The sequence below is a fragment of the Hydrogenobaculum sp. genome (assembly GCF_049967395.1).
Lineage (GTDB): Bacteria > Aquificota > Aquificia > Aquificales > Aquificaceae > Hydrogenobaculum.
Genome location: NZ_JBMFST010000015.1, coordinates 1 through 21627 on the forward strand (window position 1 = coordinate 1; position 21627 = coordinate 21627).

Annotated in this window: 29 protein-coding genes and 1 tRNA gene; 16 read left to right on the forward strand and 14 right to left on the reverse strand. The window is 36.6% G+C overall.

Annotated elements, in window-relative coordinates; all coding sequences use genetic code 11:
* Window positions 1–1025 (forward strand): GspE/PulE family protein (locus ACP5S8_RS03390; RefSeq protein ID WP_461875693.1); only part of this gene is annotated, 1025 nt, incomplete at its 5' end.
* Between the two features lie 15 nt (window positions 1026–1040).
* Window positions 1041–2120 carry a type IV pilus twitching motility protein PilT gene (locus ACP5S8_RS03395; protein ID WP_461875694.1) on the forward strand — a complete coding sequence of 360 codons (1080 nt, stop codon included), beginning with the start codon at window positions 1041–1043 and terminating at the stop codon, window positions 2118–2120.
* A gap of 2 nt (window positions 2121–2122) precedes the next feature.
* Here ACP5S8_RS03395 and recR read toward each other — a convergent pair whose 3' ends face one another.
* Window positions 2123–2722 (reverse strand): recombination mediator RecR, encoded by a 600-nt coding sequence (gene recR, locus ACP5S8_RS03400; protein ID WP_461875696.1) that lies wholly within the window; start codon window positions 2720–2722, stop codon window positions 2123–2125.
* A complete protein-coding gene (locus ACP5S8_RS03405; protein WP_461875697.1) occupies window positions 2712–3008 on the reverse strand; it encodes a hypothetical protein in 297 nt (98 codons plus the stop codon). The genes recR and ACP5S8_RS03405 overlap by 11 nt, the downstream gene beginning before the upstream one ends.
* 295 nt (window positions 3009–3303) lie before the next feature.
* Here ACP5S8_RS03405 and ACP5S8_RS03410 point away from each other — a divergent pair, with 295 nt between their 5' ends.
* Genes ACP5S8_RS03410 through ACP5S8_RS03425 form a run of 4 tightly spaced genes read left to right on the forward strand, consistent with a single transcriptional unit; the run spans window position 3304 to window position 7274 of the window.
* The gene (locus ACP5S8_RS03410) at window positions 3304–5226 is read left to right on the forward strand and encodes a GGDEF domain-containing protein (RefSeq protein WP_461875698.1); all 1923 of its coding nucleotides are present in this window, start codon (window positions 3304–3306) and stop codon (window positions 5224–5226) included.
* A gap of 20 nt (window positions 5227–5246) precedes the next feature.
* Window positions 5247–6158 carry an AAA family ATPase gene (locus ACP5S8_RS03415; RefSeq protein WP_461875699.1) on the forward strand — a complete coding sequence of 304 codons (912 nt, stop codon included), beginning with the start codon at window positions 5247–5249 and terminating at the stop codon, window positions 6156–6158.
* The gene (locus ACP5S8_RS03420; RefSeq protein WP_461870856.1) at window positions 6155–6370 is read left to right on the forward strand and encodes a hypothetical protein; all 216 of its coding nucleotides are present in this window, start codon (window positions 6155–6157) and stop codon (window positions 6368–6370) included. Before ACP5S8_RS03415 ends, ACP5S8_RS03420 begins: the two co-directional genes overlap by 4 nt.
* 1 nt (window position 6371) lies before the next feature.
* Window positions 6372–7274, forward strand: a complete 903-nt coding sequence (locus tag ACP5S8_RS03425; RefSeq protein WP_461875700.1) for a Ppx/GppA phosphatase family protein — start codon at window positions 6372–6374, stop codon at window positions 7272–7274.
* Between the two features lie 2 nt (window positions 7275–7276).
* Here the strand turns inward: ACP5S8_RS03425 and ACP5S8_RS03430 are convergent, their stop codons facing one another.
* From ACP5S8_RS03430 to rfaD, 8 genes are all read right to left on the reverse strand, one after another.
* A complete protein-coding gene (locus ACP5S8_RS03430) occupies window positions 7277–7846 on the reverse strand; it encodes a sulfite oxidase-like oxidoreductase (RefSeq protein WP_461875701.1) in 570 nt (189 codons plus the stop codon).
* Between the two features lie 65 nt (window positions 7847–7911).
* Window positions 7912–8337, reverse strand: coding sequence for a hypothetical protein (locus tag ACP5S8_RS03435; protein WP_461875702.1), 426 nt, complete (start codon window positions 8335–8337; stop codon window positions 7912–7914).
* Window position 8338: 1 nt separating this feature from the next.
* Window positions 8339–9250: a beta-ketoacyl-ACP synthase III gene (locus tag ACP5S8_RS03440; protein WP_461870860.1), complete on the reverse strand. Its 912-nt coding sequence runs from the start codon at window positions 9248–9250 to the stop codon at window positions 8339–8341.
* Window positions 9250–10269: a phosphate acyltransferase PlsX gene (gene plsX, locus ACP5S8_RS03445; RefSeq protein ID WP_461870861.1), complete on the reverse strand. Its 1020-nt coding sequence runs from the start codon at window positions 10267–10269 to the stop codon at window positions 9250–9252. The genes ACP5S8_RS03440 and plsX overlap by 1 nt, the downstream gene beginning before the upstream one ends.
* 11 nt (window positions 10270–10280) lie before the next feature.
* Complete coding sequence (gene rpmF / locus ACP5S8_RS03450) at window positions 10281–10463, reverse strand: 50S ribosomal protein L32 (RefSeq protein ID WP_461870862.1); 183 nt, start codon at window positions 10461–10463, stop codon at window positions 10281–10283.
* Window positions 10444–10959, reverse strand: a complete 516-nt coding sequence (locus tag ACP5S8_RS03455) for a YceD family protein (RefSeq protein WP_461875703.1) — start codon at window positions 10957–10959, stop codon at window positions 10444–10446. Before ACP5S8_RS03455 ends, rpmF begins: the two co-directional genes overlap by 20 nt.
* Window position 10960: 1 nt before the next feature.
* Window positions 10961–11926 carry a cysteine synthase B gene (gene cysM, locus ACP5S8_RS03460; protein ID WP_461875704.1) on the reverse strand — a complete coding sequence of 322 codons (966 nt, stop codon included), beginning with the start codon at window positions 11924–11926 and terminating at the stop codon, window positions 10961–10963.
* Window positions 11923–12855, reverse strand: coding sequence for an ADP-glyceromanno-heptose 6-epimerase (rfaD, locus tag ACP5S8_RS03465; protein ID WP_461870865.1), 933 nt, complete (start codon window positions 12853–12855; stop codon window positions 11923–11925). Before rfaD ends, cysM begins: the two co-directional genes overlap by 4 nt.
* Window positions 12856–13026: 171 nt before the next feature.
* On the opposite strand from rfaD, the gene ACP5S8_RS03470 reads away from it, so the two are divergent.
* The 7 genes from ACP5S8_RS03470 to ACP5S8_RS03500 all read left to right on the forward strand — a co-directional run bounded on the left by ACP5S8_RS03470 (window position 13027) and on the right by ACP5S8_RS03500 (window position 15978).
* Window positions 13027–13611, forward strand: coding sequence for a hypothetical protein (locus ACP5S8_RS03470; RefSeq protein WP_461875706.1), 585 nt, complete (start codon window positions 13027–13029; stop codon window positions 13609–13611).
* A 45-nt stretch (window positions 13612–13656) separates the two neighbouring features.
* Complete coding sequence (locus tag ACP5S8_RS03475; protein ID WP_461875708.1) at window positions 13657–13851, forward strand: hypothetical protein; 195 nt, start codon at window positions 13657–13659, stop codon at window positions 13849–13851.
* An 11-nt stretch (window positions 13852–13862) separates the two neighbouring features.
* Window positions 13863–14450 (forward strand): hypothetical protein, encoded by a 588-nt coding sequence (locus ACP5S8_RS03480; protein ID WP_461875709.1) that lies wholly within the window; start codon window positions 13863–13865, stop codon window positions 14448–14450.
* A gap of 68 nt (window positions 14451–14518) precedes the next feature.
* Complete coding sequence (locus tag ACP5S8_RS03485; RefSeq protein ID WP_461875711.1) at window positions 14519–14653, forward strand: hypothetical protein; 135 nt, start codon at window positions 14519–14521, stop codon at window positions 14651–14653.
* Window positions 14654–14668: 15 nt separating this feature from the next.
* On the forward strand, window positions 14669–14896 hold the full coding sequence (locus ACP5S8_RS03490; RefSeq protein ID WP_461875712.1) for a hypothetical protein: 228 nt from the start codon (window positions 14669–14671) through the stop codon (window positions 14894–14896).
* Window positions 14897–14981: 85 nt separating this feature from the next.
* Window positions 14982–15434 (forward strand): NifB/NifX family molybdenum-iron cluster-binding protein, encoded by a 453-nt coding sequence (locus ACP5S8_RS03495; RefSeq protein WP_461875714.1) that lies wholly within the window; start codon window positions 14982–14984, stop codon window positions 15432–15434.
* 31 nt (window positions 15435–15465) lie between these two features.
* Window positions 15466–15978 (forward strand): gamma carbonic anhydrase family protein, encoded by a 513-nt coding sequence (locus tag ACP5S8_RS03500; protein WP_461875716.1) that lies wholly within the window; start codon window positions 15466–15468, stop codon window positions 15976–15978.
* A gap of 1 nt (window position 15979) precedes the next feature.
* Here ACP5S8_RS03500 and ACP5S8_RS03505 read toward each other — a convergent pair.
* Window positions 15980–16052, reverse strand: a tRNA-Arg gene (locus ACP5S8_RS03505).
* A 131-nt stretch (window positions 16053–16183) separates the two neighbouring features.
* Here ACP5S8_RS03505 and ACP5S8_RS03510 point away from each other — a divergent pair.
* The 3 genes from ACP5S8_RS03510 (at window position 16184) to aroD (ending at window position 18358) form a co-directional block, all read left to right on the forward strand.
* A complete protein-coding gene (locus tag ACP5S8_RS03510; protein ID WP_461875717.1) occupies window positions 16184–16387 on the forward strand; it encodes a hypothetical protein in 204 nt (67 codons plus the stop codon).
* 160 nt (window positions 16388–16547) lie between these two features.
* A complete protein-coding gene (gene aroC / locus ACP5S8_RS03515) occupies window positions 16548–17705 on the forward strand; it encodes a chorismate synthase (protein ID WP_461875718.1) in 1158 nt (385 codons plus the stop codon).
* Window positions 17705–18358 carry a type I 3-dehydroquinate dehydratase gene (gene aroD, locus ACP5S8_RS03520; RefSeq protein WP_461875719.1) on the forward strand — a complete coding sequence of 218 codons (654 nt, stop codon included), beginning with the start codon at window positions 17705–17707 and terminating at the stop codon, window positions 18356–18358. Before aroC ends, aroD begins: the two co-directional genes overlap by 1 nt.
* Here the strand turns inward: aroD and ACP5S8_RS03525 are convergent.
* From ACP5S8_RS03525 to ilvD, 3 genes are read right to left on the reverse strand one after another with little or no spacing between them, the layout of a single operon-like run.
* Window positions 18346–18795: a hypothetical protein gene (locus ACP5S8_RS03525; protein WP_461870824.1), complete on the reverse strand. Its 450-nt coding sequence runs from the start codon at window positions 18793–18795 to the stop codon at window positions 18346–18348. The genes aroD and ACP5S8_RS03525 overlap by 13 nt on opposite strands.
* A gap of 16 nt (window positions 18796–18811) precedes the next feature.
* On the reverse strand, window positions 18812–19942 hold the full coding sequence (tgt, locus tag ACP5S8_RS03530; protein ID WP_461875720.1) for a tRNA guanosine(34) transglycosylase Tgt: 1131 nt from the start codon (window positions 19940–19942) through the stop codon (window positions 18812–18814).
* On the reverse strand, window positions 19942–21606 hold the full coding sequence (gene ilvD, locus ACP5S8_RS03535) for a dihydroxy-acid dehydratase (protein ID WP_461875722.1): 1665 nt from the start codon (window positions 21604–21606) through the stop codon (window positions 19942–19944). The genes tgt and ilvD overlap by 1 nt, the downstream gene beginning before the upstream one ends.
* Between the last annotated feature and the right edge of the window lie 21 nt (window positions 21607–21627).

Sequence of the window (21627 nt, forward strand, 5' to 3'; positions counted from 1 at the left end):
CGGATTCTCTGCCAGTTAATATTAAGGATCCATTGATATCGCGATTGAAAGTTATAGCAAACCTTGATATATCAGAAAGAAGAAAACCTCAAGACGGAGTCATAAAAGTAAGGATATCAAACAAAAAGGTTCAACTAAGATTATCAACGCTTCCCACAATATTTGGTGAAAAAATAGTAATGAGAGTACAGTTTCCCGATGAATTTTCAGCTTTAAAACTAGAAACGCTTGGATTTGAAGAAGATGAAGTAGAAAAATTAAAGCAAACTTACACCAAACCTTATGGAATAATACTGGTGGTAGGGCCAACAGGTAGCGGGAAAACCACAACGCTTTATTCAATATTACAAGACTTAAACAAAGAAAATGTAAACATAGTCACCGCCGAAGACCCGGTAGAGATAAATATACCAGGAATTAATCAAGTTCAAATAGATGAAAAAGTAGGGAGGACTTTTGAGGCAGTTTTAAGGTCGTTTTTAAGGCAAGACCCAGATATTATGCTTGTAGGTGAAATAAGAGACGCCATAACGGCTGAGATAGCTATAAAATCCTCTCTTACTGGGCACTTAGTCTTATCAACGCTCCATGTAAACGACGCGCCAAGCACAGTGGCAAGACTTATAGACATGGGCATAGAACCGTTTTTAATATCATCTTCGCTTTTGGCGGTATCTGCCCAAAGGCTTGTTAGAAAGTTGTGTCCATACTGCAAAATACCGTATGAGCCCACAAAGGAAAAAAGAGAATACTACGGCATCACCGCTGATATAATATATAAAGCAAACAAGCAAGGTTGTGAGCACTGCAACCATTTAGGTTACAAAGGAAGAACCGTCATAGCAGAACTCATGTTTGTAGATAACGAAATAAGAGATGCTATAAACCAAAGGAAAACCACAGAAGAAATAAGAGAGTTGGCTGTTAAAAAGGGTATGAAGACGTTGTTTCAGTCTGGTATAATAAAAGTAAACAAAGGTATAACCTCTTTAGAAGAGGTGTTAAGAGTATCTATACAAGATTAAGATAAGGAGGAGCTTATGCAACTTGATATAGGGACGTTAACAGAGATTCTTGTAAAAAATAAAGGAAGCGATATTCATGTAGTAGCAGGCTCTAAACCTGCCATAAGAGTAGACGGCAAAATAAGATTCTTAGAAGAGTACGACGTACTTACCCCTGAAGATACACAAACACTTGCCTACGGTATCATGCTTGAAAAATATAAAAAAGTATTTGAAGAAAAAAATGCGGTAGATTTTTCTATAGGTATTTACAGTTTAGGCAGATTTCGTGTAAACGTGTTTAGGCAAAGAGACTCCATAAGCATGGTTTTGAGATACTTATCTAGCGAGATAAAAGATATTACAAAATTAGGATTGGACGCAAAGGTGTTAGAACTTACAAAAAGAAGTATGGGGCTCGTGCTTGTAACAGGTCCTACTGGTAGCGGTAAATCCACCACTTTGGCGTCAATGATACAGTATATACTTGACAATGAACCCGTTCATGTTATAACAGTGGAAGACCCCATAGAATATCTTTTTAAACATAGCAAAGGCATAGTAAACCAACGTGAATTAGGCCAAGACGTGCCAAGTTTTTCCGACGCTCTAAGAAGTGCTTTAAGAGAAGACCCAGATGTAATATTAGTAGGAGAAATGAGGGATAGAGAAACCATAGAAATGGCTCTAAGGGCGGCTGAAACGGGTCACTTGGTATTTGGAACGCTTCACACAAACACAGCCATATCCACTATAAATAGAATTGTGGATGTATTTAGTGCAGAAGAAAAAGATCAAATAAGGACACAGCTTTCCATCTCTTTACAAGGTATTATATCTCAAAGGCTTTTACCTAAAATAGGCGGTGGTAGAGTTTTGGCTTACGAGCTTTTAATACCCAATGCGGGTATAAGAAACTTGATAAAAGAAAACAAGCTACCGCAAGCTTACGCTTTGATGCAATCAGGCCAAGCGCAAACTGGTATGCAAACCATGAATCAGCATTTGAAAAAACTATATGGTATGGGGCTTATAACAAAAGAAGATGCTCTAAAGTATAGCCCAGATCCAAAAGAACTTGCAAGGTTGATGGGAGTAACGTACGAAGAACAATAAAGTCAAACTCTTCTTTCTATGCTTTCTTCCAAAGATAGGTCATCTACATACTCTATTAGAGTGCCAAACTGAATAGCTGTAGCTATGCGGGTTATTTTTACATTGTAGTGTTTTAGTATTCTTATAAGATAATTAGCTGTGGCCTCACCTTCAGGGTTTGGATTGGTAGCTATTATTATCTCCTTTGGGTTGTGTTTCTTTATTCTTTCTTTTAAAAGCTCTATACTCAAATCTTCTGGTGCTATACCCTCTAATGGACTTATACGACCGCCCAAAATATGATATACGCCTTTAAAACGCTCCAGTTTTTCTATCTTATAAGCATCTTGAGATTCTTCTACTACAGCTATGTATTTTTTGCTTCTTTTTGGATTAGAGCATATAGCACAAACCTCTTGATCTGTAAGTATGTTACACTCTTTACATTGCCTTATAGAAAAAAGATTTTCTAAGCTTTTTACTATGCTCTCTTTTTTTATTTCATCTAACTTTAAAAAGCCATATACAAACCTTGAGGCGTTTTTCTCTCCATACCCAGGTATGTTTTTTATATCTTCTAAAGCCTTTAGAAGGTTTCTTGGTATAAAATCCTCAAAAGCCAAAAGGAAGACTCCCTAAAAATCTATCTTTCATAGCTTTAGTAAGATTTTCTTTTACCATATCTTGATATTCTTCTATGAGACTTTTAAGGTCATCTTTAAATTCTGCTATAGGTTTTGAAGCCACATCTTCTGATATGCTAAAATCTTTTATATTGCCAAGACCGTCAAACTTCATAGTAATACCTGCTCGTTCTAACATATGCTCTTTAGAAGCAAGTTCAGTTTTTAGTTTCTCATACTCTGTCTCTAAGCTTTTAAGCTGTTTCATCATACTTATTATATCCATAGAAAAGATTATATCACAAAAATTTATAAAATTTGCACAATGGTTGGTTATAATAATACTAAGGAGGTGTGCTCTTTATGGAAAAATTTAGTTTTTGGGCTTTTGTGATAGCACCTATATTTATACCTATAGTATTTGGGTTTATATACGTATTTACGAAAATGGAATGATATATATAAAAGCTTTAATAGCCATATTAGCAGTTATGTTTTTATTGGGAGGATTTTTTATATTTAGTGTATACAGAGAAAAATAATACACTTTATAGGCTTGTTTTGTAATATAATATATGAGTATGCAATTGTTTTACAAAATAAAAAGGTTTATAGCCACATCAATAACTCATAAGCTTGTATTTAGACTACTTGTGCTTATGATATCAACTGTTATTATAATGGAGAGTATATTTGCCATATCCTTCAGAGAGCAAGGCATAAGATACGCATTATCAAAAGCCAATACCGTCGCTGGCATTGTGAGAGATGGGTTGACATCTTTAATGGTGATGGGTGTTATCAAAGATAGAGAATCCTACATCAAAAGATTAGAACGAGTAAAAGGCATAACAAATATACATATAGTAAGAGGGGAAGCAGTAGATAAACAATTTGGGCCAGGGCTTCCAACAGAGCAACCCATAGACAACTTAGAAAAACTTGTGCTTTTAACGGGAAAGCCCGTTTACAAAATATACGAAAGTCCGTCAAAGGTCTTAGTTAGAGATATAATCCCATACAAAGCTTCAAACAAAGGCATAGTGAATTGCCTTCAGTGTCATGAAGTTCAAAACGGCCAAGTACTAGGCGCTATAGATATAACACTTGACGCTACAGACATAAGATATAAAGCGTTTTTAGTAATGTTAACAACACTGTTGATATTTGTTGGGCTTTTTGGAGCTATATCTTATTCCATTTTCAGATTCTCAAAACCTTACATAAATATGTTTAATAAGCTCATAAAAAACTTTGGATTGCTACAAGAAGGTAGATTTGAAGAAGCTAAGATAAGTGATGTTGGCATGTTAGAGAACAATGAACTATTAGATGAAGCTGGTAAGGTAGTAATATTTTTTAACAAAATGGTAGATATACTGCATAACGCTTTAAACAGCATACATCAAAAAGCTTTCATACTTATAGGCTACGATGTTATGAACTCTGGCAATACCATAAAAGATACTGATAAAATAGTAACAGAGCTAGCGAATATATATAAATTCAAAAAAACCATAGAAAAGGATAGATCTAAAGAAGATATATACGAAAGGCTACGCCTAATACTAGAACACTACATGTCTTTGGATAAGTTTAGCCTATACGAAGTAAACTACGATAAAATGAAGCTAATATTTGTAAATGGTACCGACAAACTCTGGTGCAAAGATGATATTTTAAAGGACAACAGCTGTTGCAGAGCCTATAGGACTGGTGCAGATGTGGATAGCGATGAGTTTCCAAACGTATGCAAATGTTTTATAAAAGAGTATAACGAATTTCAAAAACAAGAAGATTCTTTGGAATATTACTGTATTCCCATATATCTAAACGGACACGTGCACAACGTGCTGCAGATTGTATACGAACACTACATGAAAGATTTTGTGCAAATGATGATACCTTATATAAAAGGATATTTAGATGAAGCTATCCCTGTTATGGAATCTAAGCTTTTAATGGAAAAGTTAAAAGAACAATCTATAAAAGACCAGTTGACAGGCTTCTACAATAGAAGATACATAGAAGAAGCCATAGAGCCTATATTAAACAACGCCAAGAGAAAAGATGAAACCATGGGTATACTAATGCTGGATATAGACCACTTCAAAGAGGTAAACGATACCTATGGTCATGATGTCGGGGATTTAATTTTAAAATCAGTAGCCCAAGCTATAAAAGAGTCAATAAGGGAATCCGATATACCTATAAGGTTTGGCGGCGAGGAGTTTTTGGTGCTTTTAACAAACATAAAACCAGGAGAAAGCGAGCAAATTGCGGAAAAAATAAGAAAAAATGTAGAGAACAAAGTTATATCTTTACCAAATAAAACTACGTTGAAAAAGACAATAAGCATAGGCGTATCAGAAATACCCACAGATACTGATAAATTCTGGCAAGCGGTAAAATTTGCCGATGTAGCCCTTTACAAAGCAAAAGAATCTGGTAGAAACAAAGTAGTAAGATATCAAAAAGATATGTGGCAAGAAGAAGAATATTAAGATAAAATATATCTAATTTTATGGCGATAAATCCTAAAAAAGTAGAATTTGAAATATCAAGAATTGTAAAAGGAAAAGATAAAGTTATAAGATACGTCTTGGCTGCTTTCTTTGCAGGTGGGCATATCCTTATAGAGGATGTGCCAGGGGTTGGTAAAACTACGTTGGCTATTTCTATGGCAAAAGCCATGTCTTTGGCTTTTAGCAGAATTCAGTTTACATCAGATTTGATGCCATCTGATATTGTAGGTTTATACATATACGATGAAAAGAAGAAAGATTTTATATTTAGAGCTGGTCCAATATTTAGCAACATAATACTTGCGGATGAGATAAATAGAGCACCGCCTAAAACTCAAAGCGCATTGTTAGAAGCAATGGCAGAAAAAACCGTTAGTATAGATGGCAAAACTCATAAGTTAGAAGATGTTTTCTGTGTAATAGCTACCCAAAACCCCATGGACAGCTACGGCACCTTTGCATTACCAGAATCAGAGTTAGATAGATTTATGATAAAAATATCTATGGGATACCCATCCTACGAAGTGGAAAAGTCCATGATTTTGAACGGAGACCCTTCAGAAAGGTTGCCAGATATCCAATCAGCCCTCACCAAACAAGATGTTTTAGATATCATGAAACACGTAAAACATATACATGTATCGGAAGAAGTGGCGGATGTACTTATGTTTATAGTACAAAAAACAAGAAAACACAAAGATGTATACGTAGGCGTTTCTCCAAGAGGGGCCCTTCAAATGATAAACTTAGCCAAATCTTATGCCTTCTTGATGGATAGAGATTTTGTAACACCTTTTGACATAATAGAGTTAGCCCCTATAGCTTTTCCACATAGAATATTAACAGATGATACCACCCAAAAGAAAAATTCTATTATAATAGAAGAGATAATAAAAGAGGTTAAGTTATGAAGATGTTTTATGGAATATTGTTTTTTCTCATAGTAGCCGTGCTAGCCTATATCACTTGGCTAAACAAAGATAGCCTATTTTCACTAAAACTTAGCCCTCCAATAGATGGATATTATTATCATACTATTTATTATCCTATAGGGGTTTGGCTTACGGGTGCCCTTGTAATAGGTTTTGTAATAGGATATATTTTAGGGCTTTTAAAAAAATAGCATGGCAAATATAGTAGCAGCTATAGATATAGGTTCTTACAGCATAAGACTAGGTGTAGCAAAAACAGAGCCCTTCGAAGTGCTTTTTGAAAAAGGCAATATAGTAGAATTAGGTACCGGGGTAAAAGAAACTGGTTTTATAAAAGAAGAAAAAATTAAAGAAGCTTTGGAAACTTTAAAAGATTTTAAAAGCATCATAGATAACTACCAAGCTTCAAGCATTGTTGCAGTTGGCACAGAAGCTCTAAGAAAAGCTAAAAACGCTGATGAGTTTATAAAAAGGGTAAAAGAGGAAGCAGGTATAGACGTAAAAATAATATCTGGTGAAGAAGAAGGAGAGCTTTCTTTTAAAGCTAGCGCGTTTTCTTTGGGCTTAAAAAAAGACATAGTGGTAATAGACCAAGGTGGGGGTTCTACAGAGTTTGTGTATGGAAAAGGTTCTAAAATAGTATCCGTAAACTCTATTCCTTTTGGTATAGTAAACCTTACAGAAGAGTTTTTTAAACACGACCCACCTACTGACCAAGAGATAAAAGCACTTTTTGATTTTCTTGATAAAAGCATAAAACAAATATTAAAACCAGTTGATACGGTAGTAGGCATAGGCGGGACCATCACCACAATAGCAGCCCTTCATTATCATGTTTATCCATACAGCGGCAACATAATACACGGCAAAATTCTTTCTTTTGAAGCTTTAAAAAATTGGTTTTGGACGTTGGCAAAAATACCCACAGAAGAAAGGAAAAAATACAAAGAGATAGAGGACAAAAGAGCAAAAGCTATAGTTTCAGGCATAGGTATTTTTTACAAAGTTTTGGAGCTTTTTGAAAAAGATTATCTTGTAATAAGCGATTTTGGCCTAAAACACGCTCTTCTTTTAAAAGCGGCAGGACTTATATAAAGTTAATCTTCGCTAAAACGCTCTTCTTTCCAAGGGTCTCCTATATCGTGATATCCTCTTAGCTCCCAGAAGCCTCTTCTATTTTCACTCATAAATTCAAGCGCTTCTAAGTATTTGGCGCTTTTCCATGCATAAAGTGAAGGTATCACGAGCCTTATAGGAAAACCATGCCTTTTGGGAATAATTTCACCGTTCATCTTATAAGCCAGTATAGAGTTTTCATCGTAAAGATATTCTATGGGAAAGTTGGTGGTATACCCTTCAAGGCAGTGAGCCATCACAAACTTAGCTTCTTTTTTTGGTTTTACAAGCTCCAATAGCTTTTTGGTCTTTACACCTTCCCAAACGATATCCTTTACGCTCCAAGTGGTAACACAGTGAAAATCCGCCACCACCTTATCGTTTGCCATAGACACAAACTCATCATAAGTAAGTTCTAAAGGATTTTCCACAAATCCAAAAAATCTCAACCTATATTTAGATAAATCTACATCTTTTATATCTCTTACTATGTCATAAACTACAGGTTTTGAAATCCACTTTTGTCCTTTTGGCAATCTCTCTTTTTCCATAAGAAAAAATTTACATTATTAGACTTTATAAGCTATGACTAAGCCATTGGATTTTTAGCAGTGTTTTAAGTTAGCTTTTTCAACTCTTCATCAAGATGCTTGTAAATTTCCTCTATATCTATGCCAATATTTTCAATATCAGTTTTTAACACCGTAGGATCAAAATAGTGGTTTTTAGCGTTTAAAAAAGAAAACCTTTTATCTTGATTTCTAAACATAGCTATCAAAGGCGTTGTGGAATAGTTGCCCTTTTTATCTTGCCATATCACGTATCCAACAAATGCATAAGGGCTGTCGTTTTTAATAAAGCCGCTAAAACCAAGTATATCGCTTATGGTATTTGGGTAGTATCCTAGTATATACTCTCTTAAATCTTTCAAAAACGGTGGGAAGTCTTGCAAATTGTCGTTTGTCTCTTTCTCTTTTAGGTCTTTTTCTTCGTGCTCTTCATTAAAATCTTCATCTTGGTTAAACTTTATAACCTTACCCATATCAAAACTCCAAAACGCTTGCTCCCCAGGTAAGCCCACCACCCATCGCAGTCAAAAGGACTTTGTCTTTTCTTTTCAATATACCTTTTTCAAAAGCCTCATACATAGCAATAGGTATAGAAGCAGCGCTGGTATTTGCATACTCTTGTATGTTTACATATACCTTTTGAGTAGGAATATTTAATTTTTGAGCCAAGGCATTTATGATTCGTATGTTAGCCTGGTGAGGTATTACGAGCGATATATCATCTATACTCAAATTTGCCTTTTCTAAGGCCATCTTACAAGCAAGCTCCATGTTTCTTACAGCGTATTTAAACACTTCTTTACCGTTCATTTTTATATAACCGCACTTTTCAGCGTAAAGCAAATCCTTATACTTCCCATCAGAAAACATGACGCTTGAGAGTATATCCCCTTCTCCTTTTGTGATTACAGCAGCACCAGCCCCGTCCCCAAAGAGCACGCAGGTGCTCCTATCAGTCCAATCCACTATAGAAGATAGTTTTTCTGCCCCTATAAGAAGTATCGAATTCACGTTTGAGCTTTCTATATAAGATTTAGCTATATCAAGCCCATACAGAAACCCACTGCAAGCAGCAGAAATATCAAAAGCAAACCTTGATTTTATATGCTGTTGAATCACACAAGCCACAGAAGGAAAAAGCATTTCAGGGCTTAAAGTAGCCACTATTATAAGGTCTACCTCTTCTAAACCCGCTTTTTCAAGGGCCGTCTTACCAGCCTTTACAGCCATATCGTATATAGACTCATCTTTTGCTACGTGTCTTTTTTTTATACCAGTTCTTGTGGTAATCCACTCATCAGAGGTATCGATGCTTTTTTCCAAATCGTTGTTGGTGACAACATGAGAAGGCACGTAAACACCTATAGATTTTATAGATACGCCCATTATTGCTCCTTTAAGACAGGTTCTATATATTTTACAAAGTTTTCTTTCATTCTTTCGTTGAAGTGATGAGATAAAAATGCTCTAGCTATCTTTATAGCATTTTTAATAGCTTTTGCATTTGCTCTACCATGTGTTATTATGACAGGTTTTTTGGCTCCTAAAAGAGGCGTACCGCCGTATTCTTCAAAATCTACTTTTTTCTTAAAAGCGTTTATTGCTGGTTTCATCAAAAAAGCCCCAAGCTTGCTTATATTTCTTTTCATAACCTCTTCTTTTATCATATCTATAAGAGCCATACCAAGACTTTCAGATGCTTTTAAGACTATGTTTCCCACAAATCCATCGCATACTATAACGTCAAAAGTACCGTTGTATATATCCCTACCTTCGGCATTTCCTTTGAAGTTTAACTTTGTCTCCTTTAAAAGCGGAAACGTTTCTTTTACAAGCTCGTTACCTTTCCCTTCTTCTTCTCCTATACTTAAAATACCTATAGTTGGGTTTTTTACGCCTAGTATCTCCTCTGCGTAAGTATGGCCTATAATGGCAAAATCCAAAAGATGCCTTGGTCTACTATCTACGTTTGCCCCTACATCCACGAGCACAGTCTTCTTACCAAGCTTGTTTGGAAGAGCCACCGCTATAGCAGGCCTTTCTAAAAACTCCGATGCACCCACCACAAACTTACCTACTGCCAAAACAGCACCGGTGTTGCCAGCGGATACAAGGGCGTCGGCTTGATTTTCTCTTAAAAGCTTACCAGCTATATACAAAGACGAGTTTTTTCTTTTCAACACAGAAGATGGAGAAGAGTTCATCTCTATAGAGTCTTCAGAATTTACAATTTTTATATCTTGTCTTAGCTTATATTTTTTCAATACTTGCTTTATAAGTTCTTCTTTCCCTACAAACAAAACTTCACAGTCTAATTCGTCTAAAGCTAGTATACCACCTTTTACTATTTCATCGGGGGCATAATCACCCCCCATACAGTCAAGCGCTATACGAAAGCTTTCCATTTATAGCTAGTTTAAACTTCTAACACTTGTTTATCTTTGTAATAACCGCAGTAAGGACAAGCTCTGTGTGGTACTGCAAACTCTCCGCAATTTGGACATTTGACCACGTTAAAAGATTTTAACTTTGCAAAGAAAGCTTGTGCCCTTCTTTGGTTTCTTCTCCAGCGAGAAGTCCTACGTTTTGGTACCGCCATTTTTTTCCTCCTTAGTTAGTAACTCTTTAAGTATAGCAAAACTTTTATTTCCTTGCTCAACTTTTGATGGCAAGCTACAAGATTCTTCGCATAAAAGTTTTATGGGCATAGCCCCCACAAGAGCATCTAAAACAATCTCAGAAGGGTCAAATTCTTCCTGATTTATATAATAAGTATAAAATTCTTCTTCTTTTAACATATGCGATTTTGAGTATGTTTCTAAACTCTTGTCTAAAAGCTCAAAAACCTCATCCAAAGATATATCAAACTCAAAATCCTTAAGACAAACAGAACAGAAAGCTCTTACCGTAGCCTCTAATTTCAAAGATAGCTCGTATCTCATATAACCTTTTGGCACTATCGTTATTTTAAGGTGAGATTTTACATCTTCAACATTTTCATCCAAAGCACCTTGCCAAAAGCTTTTTGGTATATCCTCTTCAACAGTATAAAGTTTTTGGCTTTTAAAAATATCTACAAGGTTTAAAAGCTCCATGTCACTTACCCCACACTCTCGTAGAGAGATATCTATCCCCGCCATCCGGGAACACCGTAACAATAAGTCCCTCTTCTAGTTCTTTAGCAAGTTTAATAGCTCCAGCCAAAGCAGCACCTGAAGATTGTCCTACAAAAAGCCCTTCTTCTTTGGCTAGTCTTCTTGTGAGCTCGTAAGCTTCTTCTGTATCTACAAAGATTGTTCTATCCAAAAACGTTTCATCAAAAATACCCGGTTTTATAGAAGATTCAATATGCTTTAAGCCCTCTATACCATGGAATGGATAAGCCGGTTGTATGCCTATAACTTCTATATTTGGATTGTAAACTTTCAACCTTCTTCCAGTACCCATTATGGTCCCACCGGTGCCTATACCGGCTACAAAATGGGTAATCTGGCCTTTGGTTTGATTGTATATCTCTATACCTGTAGAGTAAAAGTGAGCTTGCCAATTGGCTTGGTTGTTGTACTGATCAAGATATACATACCTATCTGGATATTTCTTTACAAGGTCCCTAACGTACAAGATAGCCCCATCTGTACCTTCCAGCGGGTCAGTGTAGTGGGTTATAGCGCCGTAAGCTTCCAATATCTTCTTTCTTTCTTCACTAACGTTTGATGGCATGGCAAGTTCTACCTTTATGCCAAGAGAAGCTCCTACCATGGCAAGCGCTATACCCGTATTGCCAGAAGTGGCATCTATTACAGCCTTGTCTTTACTTATAATACCCTTTTTTATAGCGTTTAAAAACATAGAAAGAGCAGCCCTATCTTTTACAGACCCACCTGGGTTTGTAGATTCAAGTTTTGCGTATATTTTCACGTTTGGATTTATATCAAAAGCCTCTAAAACTTTCTTTATCCTTACCAAAGGCGTATTGCCTACAAGTTCTAAAGAGCTTTCCCTTGGTTTTAGATAAGGTTCGTCGTGTTCTCCCAGTACCCAAAAAATACCTTTTAAATTCATATCACTTTTAAGCTTTTAAGATAATGCTCTATCCCAGATTCCAAATCGTACTTTGGCTCATAGCCAAGCTTTTGCTTTATAGAGCTTATATCAGCTTCTGTGTAGTTTTGATAGAATTCGTAAGGACAGTCAAAATATTCTACTTCGTAGTTTGTACCCATAAGCTTATTTAGTATGTTTACTATGTCGTTGAAGCTTCTTGCCTTACCATAACCTACGTTGAATATACCAGTGGCGTCGTATCTTTCCAAAGCCTTTATGTTTGCTTGAAGGACATCTTCTATGTAAACAAAATCTCTTTTTTGCTCTCCGTATTTAAAAAGCCTTGGGTTTTTGCCAGATTTCATTTGCATGGCAAGTTGATAAATCATACTGGCGGTTTTGCCTTTGTATTGTTCTCCCATGCCGTATACGTTGAAGTATCTAAAACCTACCGCTTTGAAAGAAGGATATTCTTCCATCTTGTTTTTTACAAGGTTATCAGCCATTAGCTTTGAAAAGCCGTATACGTTTTCTGGTATAAGCCCTTCATCTTCTTTCATAGGGGCTTTGGTGTTGCCGTAAACCCCAGCCGATGATGCGTATATGAGTTTGGCATCCCATTTTATACATGCATCCATTATGTATTTCATGCTGTTGGTATTTACATCCATCATAAACTTTTGATCAAGAACCGTAGTATCTGTGATGGCTCCGTTGTGAAATACCGCTTCAAAGGATGTGTATTCTTTTTTTAAATAATCCCACAACTCTTTGTCTTTTATATCCCCTTCCAACACATCCCCTTTAAACCCGTAAAGAGTTTTAAAGTGTCCAGAAGAAAAGTTGTCCACTATGAGGATATAAGCTTTTGGGTAAAGCTCTTGAAGTCTTAGTGCTATTCTTGAGCCTATGAAACCGGCCCCGCCTGTTATTAGAAATCTTCTCATAAAAATATTTTAACTTAAAACATGTTTTTGTAAAGGTTAAAATATATTGAAATTCTTAGCATTTTCAAATGACATATATCAGATTACATATAAGACATCTTTGGACAAGCTTTCCTTGGTTTTTAAGCTTTTAAAAGAAATTTAACATATCACTTTTAGGAGGTTTAGCTTATGCTAAAGACGTTTGTAATGCCGCACGTAGCACCCATCACAGAAACCTTTGACCTTGAGAGGTCAACCAAAGCTGTTCAAAACCTTGTAAGGTTTGGCGGATACGAGCTTTTGTCGAGGTTTGTGGCGGTAGTGGATATGGGAAATGGCCAGAGTTTGCCCCAAAACCAAGATGCATATTACTTTGTCTTTGGAGATGTGATAAACGGTCAAGCTCTTATAATAGCAGATGCGTTAAAGTTTTGGACAAAAGAATTAAGGGTATCTTCTCATAAGAAAACTTCCATCAAAAGCTCAAAAACCACCGAAGAGATAAGCATCTTAAACGATATTCTAAAAGAGTTAAAAGACCAAAGCCAAGAAGCCACTATACAAAATATCATAAACTCTTTAGAAAAAAGAAGAAAATCAAGCTCTAAAACCCCAAGCTTAGGAACGGTGCTATCCAACTCCGGCAAGCAAGATATAGTTAACATAGGAAGATGCGTCATAAGAAAATTAGAATCAGAAATAAGAAGTAAGAAAGACAGGAAAACTGGCCAAGTGGTATTGTACCGCTCCTGCGACCAACTTTCAAACACCTAAACACATCTTGCCCCCTTGTTGGGGGCTTTAAAAGGAGGTAGTTTTATGGATTTTAAAGTAATAAGCTTGTTAATAGAAGATACACCAAAGTTTGTAAAGCTTGTAGAGGATATAGAAATCCTTGTAGAAAACACTAAGGATCCTCATCAAAAAAATTTGCTTTTAGAGATTATAGACATATTAGAAGAGATAACACCAAGACTTCAAAGCGTGTTAAAAGATTTAGAGGAAATAGCATAAAGGAGAAAACTATGAAAGAAAAGGCTATTCTAGAAAAGATATTTGTATCCCAAGATAACAAAGATATCAGGTCAAAGATAAAGTCTTTGATAGGCTACGATTTACCAAGCATAATAGAAGCTTGGGCTTCTTTTGTAGGATATGAGACGCTTTACAATAAGGACATAACGGAACTTTTATTAAAAGCAAGCATACTAGATGACGAATTTGTAAAATTTCTACAAAGCCTACAAGCCATAAAATCCACCACAAACAGGATATCCAAAAAAGATTTTATAAGCTTGTTTAAAGAACTCATATCAAACACAGGTTATATGGGTAGCACCCTACCCTATATAGAAGACATAATAACTTATTTAGGGCATGCTCTTTACCTTGTTATGCTAAGCGGTCTTGATGTAAAAATATTTAGTTTTATGCTTATAAAAGCAAAACATCAACAAACTGTTTATAAAAACCCTCAAATTCAATCTCAATCCATCAAGCAGATAGAATATACAGCGCATGTGAGGATAAAAGGTATCAAGGTAAAAGAAGCCGTAAAACAATTACCTCCAGACAAATCTTGGAACAAAGATGCTTTTGGAAGATTCACTTAAGCAAAATATTTGGAGGGCTTTTGCCCTCTTTTTATATTTATTTTATATTGCTGTTGTAAAATAATATTATGAACATGTGGAAAGCAATAGCAAAACAACAGATGGCCTTTTCTCACTACTCAGGGATGGTGGTAATAATACTATCTATTCTGTTTGCCATGGGTATATTGGCAATACTTGTCGTAGCTTTTAAAAGCAAATAGACTTATAATAAACTAATGAATATTTGGCATAGCATCTTACATGTTGTACACATGCTAGAAGGTACACCTTACCAAGGACATACACATTGTTACAACTGCATGTTTCAAACTGGCCAAGTGCCTAATGTATTTAAAATGTACGCTCAGAGGCTTGTAGAAACCGTTGTAATAGGTGGCTTGTTGATAGTTATTTTTTCTAAAATCGTAAAACACGAAGAAGATAGAATAGATAAAGAAAACTAATTATGATAAAACTCCTACTTCGATATACGATTTTAGCTAACTTTATAGTTAGTAGTTATTAACTTTAATTTTTAGGAGGTGTGTTATGAAAATGCTTCAAACGGTGGAAAGTTTTACCTTACCAGAAGGCTTTGAATCCTACGAAAATCACGTAGCCATACCCATAAAAGCTCCCAAAGAAAATGCTCCACTTAGAATATCGCCTCTTTTTGGAGAAGTAAAGTTTTTTGCTTTTTACGATAAAAGCTCTAAAACAATAAAAACCCTAAGAAACCCAGTAGAAAGGGGCGGTATGGTGATAAGGTTTTTGCTATCTCTTGGCATAAGAGAACTGATAGTCCTTCACATGGGACAAGGAGCTTACAACCTTGCCATATCAAACGGTATGAAAGTGTATTTTGGAGAAGACGATAAAATAAGTTTTGATGAGCTTTTAAGAAAATACGAATCTAACGAACTTACCTTAATAACTCCCGATAAGTTTGAGCTTTTAACAAGGTTTAGCTGCGGCGATCACCATCACCATCATCACCACTGAATGTAAGTAACATCTGATATAATATTTTTTCATGTTAAAAGCTTACAAAAACTTTTATCCAAAAATAGGCGCTGGTGTATATATAGCCGATAACGCATTCGTAATAGGGGATGTAGAGTTAGGAGACGATGTGAGCGTGTGGTTTGGGACTGTCATAAGAGGAGATGTAAACTACATAAGGATTGGAGATAGGACAAACATACAAGATAACTCTGTAATACATGTAACCCATGACACACACCCTACCACAATAGGCCACGATGTGACTATAGGACACGGAGCTATAATACATGGATGCACCATTAAAAATTTTGTGTTGGTAGGGATGGGAGCTACAATTATGGACGGGGCTATCATAGAAGATTTCGTACTGGTAGGGGCAAGGGCTCTCATAACTCCAAACAAACACATACCAAGCGGTGTTTTAGTGGCTGGAATACCGGCTAAAATAGTAAGAGATTTAAAGCAAGAAGAAATAGAGCTTATAAAAGAATCCGCTTCAAACTACGTAAGGTATAAAAACAACTACTTAGGAAATCTTTAAACGTGTCTGGCGGGATTCGAACCCGCAATCTCAGGTTCCGGAGACCTGCGCTTTATCCATTAAGCTACAGACACTTTATCCTTTGATATTTATTTTAACCTATTAAAAGCTAAAACAATAAACTTCTAATTTTTGGAAAAAATAAAGTTAATTTAACAAATACTTTATGTTATAATAACATGAATTTATTTTTAGGAGGTTTAACATGAGAAGATGGGAATGGTTGAGTCTTTTTGTTTCAAAAGCAGTATTTGCCTGTGCTTGCGGATGTGGTGTATTTGAAGTCACGTTGCCAAGCATGATGCCAAAAAATACACAAAACACAGTCTTTTTCAAATACACCTTTATGGACCAAGTGATGGGTCAGATGCTTTACCAAACGACAGCGGATTTCAAAGGCTTTTTGTAGCCCCTGGAATAGAGTATAAATTTGGAAACTACGATGTGAGCGCAGATATACAACTACCTATATACACCCACGTAAACGGTTATCAACTGGTGGCTCCTTACATGTTTAGCGCTAACGTAAGTTATAGCTTTTAGTATGTGGCTTTTGATATAATTATTAAATGGGTTTAAGATTTTTAAGTGCAGGAGAGTCCCACGGCCAAGCTCTCATATCTATATTAGAAGGCTTACCCTCAAACCTTGAGGTGGATATAGATTTCATAAACAACGAACTAAGAAGAAGACAAGGCGGATATGGAAGAGGAGGGCGGATGGCTATAGAACAAGACAAAGCCAACATACTATCTGGTGTTAGGTTTGGAAAAACCACAGGGGCACCCATAGCCATAGAGATAAAAAATAAAGATTGGGAAAACTGGCAAAACAAGATGGCTCCTTTTGGACAAAAACCAGAAGACTTTAAAGATTTTACAAGACCAAGACCAGGCCATGCTGATTTGGTGGGTGGCATTAAATACAACCAAAAGGATTTAAGAAACGTCTTAGAAAGAGCTTCTGCCAGAGAAACCGCTTCAAGGGTGGCAATAGGTGCTTTTTGTAAGCTTTTATTAAAAGCTTTAAACATAGAAGTCTATAGCTATGTGCTTAGTGTAGGGAAAATAAGCGCTAATCCCCCCACAGACGATCCTGCCATCAACGCCAAAGAAGCCGAAAAATCCATTATAAGGTTTGTAGACCCTTCAAAAGACCAAGAGGTGATAGAGTATATAGACAAAGCAAAAGAAAAAGGAGAAAGCCTTGGGGGTATATTTGAAGTAGTGGCGATAAACGTCCCGCCAGGACTTGGGTCTTATATTCAATGTGACAAAAGAATAGATGGTGATATTGCAAAAGCTATGATGAGCATACAAGCCATAAAAGGGGTCGAGATAGGGCTTGGTTTTAAAGGAGCTACGCTTTTTGGTTCTGAAGTGATGGACGAAATAGGATACGAAAACGGTTATACAAGATACTCAAACAACCTTGGCGGTACAGAAGGCGGTATGACAAACGGCATGCCCATAGTGGTAAGGGTTGCCATGAAGCCAATACCTACTCTTATGAACCCATTAAGAAGCGTAGATATCATATCCAAAGAGCCGATAAAAGCCAGCAAAGAAAGAAGCGATGTTACAGCCATAGCTGCTGCTTCAGTAGTAGGAGAGGCAATGCTTAGTTTTGTAATAGCTCATCATATTTTAGAAAAATTCGGCGCAGATTCTATGGAAGAGCTTATAATAAATTACAACCAATATCTTGAGTATGTGAGGTCTTTCTGATGAAGATAGCTATACCTATAACCGACGAGCGTTTTGATGAGGTTTTATCAAAAGCCCAAAAGGCTGACATATTGGAGTTTAGGGTGGACTCTTTTGCCAACAAAGATATAGCTTTTGTATCAGGGCTTTTACAAAAGGCAAAAGAAAAGGGCTTTGAGACAATACTAACCATAAGAAGTGAAAAAGAAGGCGGGGCTTATGTGGAAAATAGAGTAGAGATGTTTGAAAAGCTAATGCCTTTAGCTGATTATACAGACATAGAACTTTCTTCAACAGATATAATAACTTACATATCAAGGCTTTCCAAAGAATACAACAAAAAGCTCATAGTCTCCTATCACAACTTTGAAATGACACCCGCAAACTTCGTTATAAAAGAAACCATAAGAGAAGCTCTAAGGTATGGGGATATACCAAAAATTGCTTTAAAGGCGAATTCCTACGAGGATGTGGCAAGGCTTATGTGTAGCGCTCAAGATGTAAAAACACCTAAAATTTTGATATCAATGGGAGAGTTTGGTAAAATCTCAAGAATCGCTGGGTTTATCTTTGGTTCTTTTATAAGCTACGCATATTTGGAAAAACCAAACGCTCCAGGCCAACTTTCTTTAGAAGAAATGCTGAAACTAAAAGAGATGTTTTACTTAAGATAATCTACCATAACCTTATCAAAAACTTCTCTCAAGGTTTCTATCGGAGGAATGCCAACGTCTATAACCGGTTCTACTTTGCTTGGTTCAAAATCTTTAAAAGATTGTTCTAACAAAATCCTAAAAACCTGTTCTAAGCCTTCATGAAAGTTAACGTTTTCGTTAAATATATATAGGTCTGTTTCTTTATCGTAAGCGTTTAACTTGTAATCGCTAAGGTTTTTTATATCTATATCTGTGCCTATAGCGTAAGCCTTGCCGTAAGCTATAGCAAACTCTTGAGGTATATAGTTTTGAGCATAGCATTCCATCTCTACAGCCTTCATAACATCGTCAGTAATGGGAAGACCAACTATGTAAAGAGCGGAATCTTCTTTTATATTCCCAGATTCATCGTAAGCTCTTAGCTGTATATAATAACTCCAAGATTTCAAATTCATAGTTTAAAATTTAGATTTAACTCACATTTATGCTATGATTTTTTATATTAAACTTTTCCAACATTTCGCTTTTAAAATCCAAAAACCTACCTTGCAATATAGATTCTCTTGCTTTTTTGGTAAGGTTTAAGAAAAAGTGAAGATTGTGGATGGTATTTAAAATGTAAGAAGATATTTCCTCCATCATAAAAAGATGCCTAAGATATGCCCTTGAAAAATTTTTACACGTATAACAATCACACTCTTCGTCTATAGGCCTTGGGTCTTCTTTGTAGCGCTCGTGCCTTAAAACAAGCTCGCCTTTTGATGTGTATAAAAGCCCAGTACGAGCGTTTCTCGTAGGAATCACGCAATCAAACATGTCAACACCAAGAGATATGGCTTCTAATATATCCTCTGGTTTTCCAACACCCATAAGATAATGAGGTTTTTCAAAAGGCAGTTCTTCCACAACGTAAGCCGTCATAGAATACATAATATCTTTTGACTCACCCACAGACAACCCACCTATAGAATAACCATCCATATCAAGCTCTACAGTCAGTCTTGCGGAAAGCTTTCTCAAATCTTTATACTCACCACCTTGGACTATCCCAAAAAGCATTTGGTCTTTTCGTTTTTTGGCTTTTTTGGAGCGCTCTAACCATCTTATAGTCCTATAAAGAGCTTCTTTTGTATATTCGTAAGAAGCTGGAAGCGATATACACTCATCTATAGGCATAATGATATCAGAACCAAAAATCTCTTGAATTTCTATCACCCTCTCTGGACTAAAAAGATGTTTATCTCCTTGAAGATGGTCTTTAAAATACACTCCTTCTTCTGTTATTTTCACATTTGAACTATTTTTTTTAGATAAAGAAAACACTTGAAAACCACCGCTATCCGTAAGAATAGGCTTATTCCAATTGATGAATTTATGAAGACCTCCAAACTTTTCTATAAGCTCAGGGCCTGGTCTTAGATAAAGATGGTAGGTATTGCCAAGTATTATTTGGGTACCAAGCTCTTCAAGTATTTGGTGGGTCATGGCTTTTACGGTACCCTTTGTGCCCACCGGCATAAAAACAGGCGTAAGTATGTCCCCATGGGCCGTAGAAAGTATACCGGCCCTTGCTAAACCATCGGTTTTTTCTATCTTAAACATCAATCTGCCGAAAGTATCGCCCCTTCTGATGCATCTTTTACAAATTTCCTATAGCGTTTTAGCCAAGAGCTTTTTATAGATTTTTCTTTTGGTTTAAAAGCTTTTAAACGAGCATCAAACTCCTCTTGAGGTATCAAAAGCTCAAGTTTTCTATTTGGTATATCTATAAGTATCTCATCGCCGTCTTGTATGATACCTATAGGACCACCTGAAGCGGCTTCTGGAGAAATGTGTCCTATACAAGCGCCCCTTGTACCACCTGAAAACCTTCCATCGGTTATAAGAGCTACAGAGCTTCCAAGTCCCATACCCATAATGGTGGAGGTGGGACTCAACATCTCTCTCATACCAGGACCGCCTTTTGGACCTTCGTATCTTATAACCACCACGTGCCCAGGTTTTACCTTGCCCCCTCTTATGCCTTCTATGGCCTCTTCCTCAGAGTCAAAGCAAATGGCTTTTCCCTTAAACTGAAGCATCTCTTTGGCCACACCGGCAGTTTTTACTACGCTACCTTTTGGTGCCAAATTGCCAAAGAGTATAGCAAGACCTCCGTCTTTTGAATAAGCGTTTTCCACTCTTCTTATGACATCTTCATCTAAAATATCCACATCTTTTACGATTTCTTCTATAGTTTTAGTGGTGACGGTCCTTTGCTTACCATCCAAAAGACCATTTCTAAGAAGCTCTTTCATGATGGCGCTTATACCACCAGCCCTATCAAGATCATCCATATGATAATCTGAAGAAGGGGATATTTTGCAAAGAGTGGGCGTTTCTCTTGAAATCTTATCTATGTCTTCCATTTTATACTCTATACCAGCCTCTCTTGCAATAGCCAAGAGATGAAGCACCGTGTTGGAAGACCCACCCATTGCTATATCCACTCTAAAAGCGTTATCAAAGGATGCCTTTGTGACAATATCTCTTGGTTTTAAATCTATCTTTACAAGCTCCACCACTTGTCTTGCCGCTTGTCTTGCAAGCATCTCTCTTCTTGGGTCTATGGCAAGTATGGTGCCGTTTCCCGGAAGTCCAAGACCTAGCACTTCGGTAAGACAGTTCATAGAATTTGCCGTAAAAAGCCCAGAACAAGAACCGCAAGAAGGACAAGCGTTCTGCTCTATCAAAAGAAGCTCTTTTTCTGTAATTTCACCTTTGTTTAGCTTACCAACACCTTCAAACACTGAAACCAAATCTATTTTTTTATCTCCAAGCTTGCCAGCAGCCATTGGTCCACCGCTTATAAACACCGTAGGAACGTTTACCCTCATGGCGCCCATAAGCATACCCGGGACTATCTTGTCGCAGTTTGGTATACAAATAAGACCATCAAGCTGATGAGCTTCCACAACGGTTTCTATGGCATCTGCTATAAGCTCTCTGCTTGGCAAAGAATAGTGCATGCCGTAATGTCCCATAGCTATACCATCATCAACCCCTATAACGTTAAACTCCACTGGTATAGCACCGGCTTTTCTTATCTCATCTTTTATAGGTTCTACAAATTCTCTAAGGTGCACATGGCCTGGGACTATATCTATGTAAGAGTTTGCAACACCTATTATTGGCTTTCCAAAATCTTCGTCTTTAAAACCGCAAGCCCTCAACAAAGACCTATGAGGAGCTTTATCGTAACCTTTTTGTATAACATCGCTTCTCATAAAAACCTCCAAAAATTGATA

Excerpts from the sequence above, each read along its gene's own strand:
- ACP5S8_RS03395 (WP_461875694.1), top strand. The coding sequence starts at position 1,041 with ATGCAACTTGATATAGGGACGTTAACAGAGATTCTTGTAAAAAATAAA.
- ACP5S8_RS03405 (WP_461875697.1), bottom strand. The coding sequence starts at position 3,008 with ATGGATATAATAAGTATGATGAAACAGCTTAAAAGCTTAGAGACAGAG.
- ACP5S8_RS03410 (WP_461875698.1), top strand. The coding sequence starts at position 3,304 with ATGCAATTGTTTTACAAAATAAAAAGGTTTATAGCCACATCAATAACT.
- ACP5S8_RS03415 (WP_461875699.1), top strand. The coding sequence starts at position 5,247 with ATGGCGATAAATCCTAAAAAAGTAGAATTTGAAATATCAAGAATTGTA.
- ACP5S8_RS03420 (WP_461870856.1), top strand. The coding sequence starts at position 6,155 with ATGAAGATGTTTTATGGAATATTGTTTTTTCTCATAGTAGCCGTGCTA.
- ACP5S8_RS03425 (WP_461875700.1), top strand. The coding sequence starts at position 6,372 with ATGGCAAATATAGTAGCAGCTATAGATATAGGTTCTTACAGCATAAGA.
- ACP5S8_RS03430 (WP_461875701.1), bottom strand. The coding sequence starts at position 7,846 with ATGGAAAAAGAGAGATTGCCAAAAGGACAAAAGTGGATTTCAAAACCT.
- ACP5S8_RS03435 (WP_461875702.1), bottom strand. The coding sequence starts at position 8,337 with ATGGGTAAGGTTATAAAGTTTAACCAAGATGAAGATTTTAATGAAGAG.
- ACP5S8_RS03440 (WP_461870860.1), bottom strand. The coding sequence starts at position 9,250 with ATGGGCGTATCTATAAAATCTATAGGTGTTTACGTGCCTTCTCATGTT.
- plsX (WP_461870861.1), bottom strand. The coding sequence starts at position 10,269 with ATGGAAAGCTTTCGTATAGCGCTTGACTGTATGGGGGGTGATTATGCC.
- rpmF (WP_461870862.1), bottom strand. The coding sequence starts at position 10,463 with ATGGCGGTACCAAAACGTAGGACTTCTCGCTGGAGAAGAAACCAAAGA.
- ACP5S8_RS03455 (WP_461875703.1), bottom strand. The coding sequence starts at position 10,959 with ATGGAGCTTTTAAACCTTGTAGATATTTTTAAAAGCCAAAAACTTTAT.
- cysM (WP_461875704.1), bottom strand. The coding sequence starts at position 11,926 with ATGAATTTAAAAGGTATTTTTTGGGTACTGGGAGAACACGACGAACCT.
- rfaD (WP_461870865.1), bottom strand. The coding sequence starts at position 12,855 with ATGAGAAGATTTCTAATAACAGGCGGGGCCGGTTTCATAGGCTCAAGA.
- ACP5S8_RS03470 (WP_461875706.1), top strand. The coding sequence starts at position 13,027 with ATGCTAAAGACGTTTGTAATGCCGCACGTAGCACCCATCACAGAAACC.
- ACP5S8_RS03475 (WP_461875708.1), top strand. The coding sequence starts at position 13,657 with ATGGATTTTAAAGTAATAAGCTTGTTAATAGAAGATACACCAAAGTTT.
- ACP5S8_RS03480 (WP_461875709.1), top strand. The coding sequence starts at position 13,863 with ATGAAAGAAAAGGCTATTCTAGAAAAGATATTTGTATCCCAAGATAAC.
- ACP5S8_RS03485 (WP_461875711.1), top strand. The coding sequence starts at position 14,519 with ATGAACATGTGGAAAGCAATAGCAAAACAACAGATGGCCTTTTCTCAC.
- ACP5S8_RS03490 (WP_461875712.1), top strand. The coding sequence starts at position 14,669 with ATGAATATTTGGCATAGCATCTTACATGTTGTACACATGCTAGAAGGT.
- ACP5S8_RS03495 (WP_461875714.1), top strand. The coding sequence starts at position 14,982 with ATGAAAATGCTTCAAACGGTGGAAAGTTTTACCTTACCAGAAGGCTTT.
- ACP5S8_RS03500 (WP_461875716.1), top strand. The coding sequence starts at position 15,466 with ATGTTAAAAGCTTACAAAAACTTTTATCCAAAAATAGGCGCTGGTGTA.
- ACP5S8_RS03510 (WP_461875717.1), top strand. The coding sequence starts at position 16,184 with ATGAGAAGATGGGAATGGTTGAGTCTTTTTGTTTCAAAAGCAGTATTT.
- aroC (WP_461875718.1), top strand. The coding sequence starts at position 16,548 with ATGGGTTTAAGATTTTTAAGTGCAGGAGAGTCCCACGGCCAAGCTCTC.
- aroD (WP_461875719.1), top strand. The coding sequence starts at position 17,705 with ATGAAGATAGCTATACCTATAACCGACGAGCGTTTTGATGAGGTTTTA.
- ACP5S8_RS03525 (WP_461870824.1), bottom strand. The coding sequence starts at position 18,795 with ATGAATTTGAAATCTTGGAGTTATTATATACAGCTAAGAGCTTACGAT.
- tgt (WP_461875720.1), bottom strand. The coding sequence starts at position 19,942 with ATGTTTAAGATAGAAAAAACCGATGGTTTAGCAAGGGCCGGTATACTT.
- ilvD (WP_461875722.1), bottom strand. The coding sequence starts at position 21,606 with ATGAGAAGCGATGTTATACAAAAAGGTTACGATAAAGCTCCTCATAGG.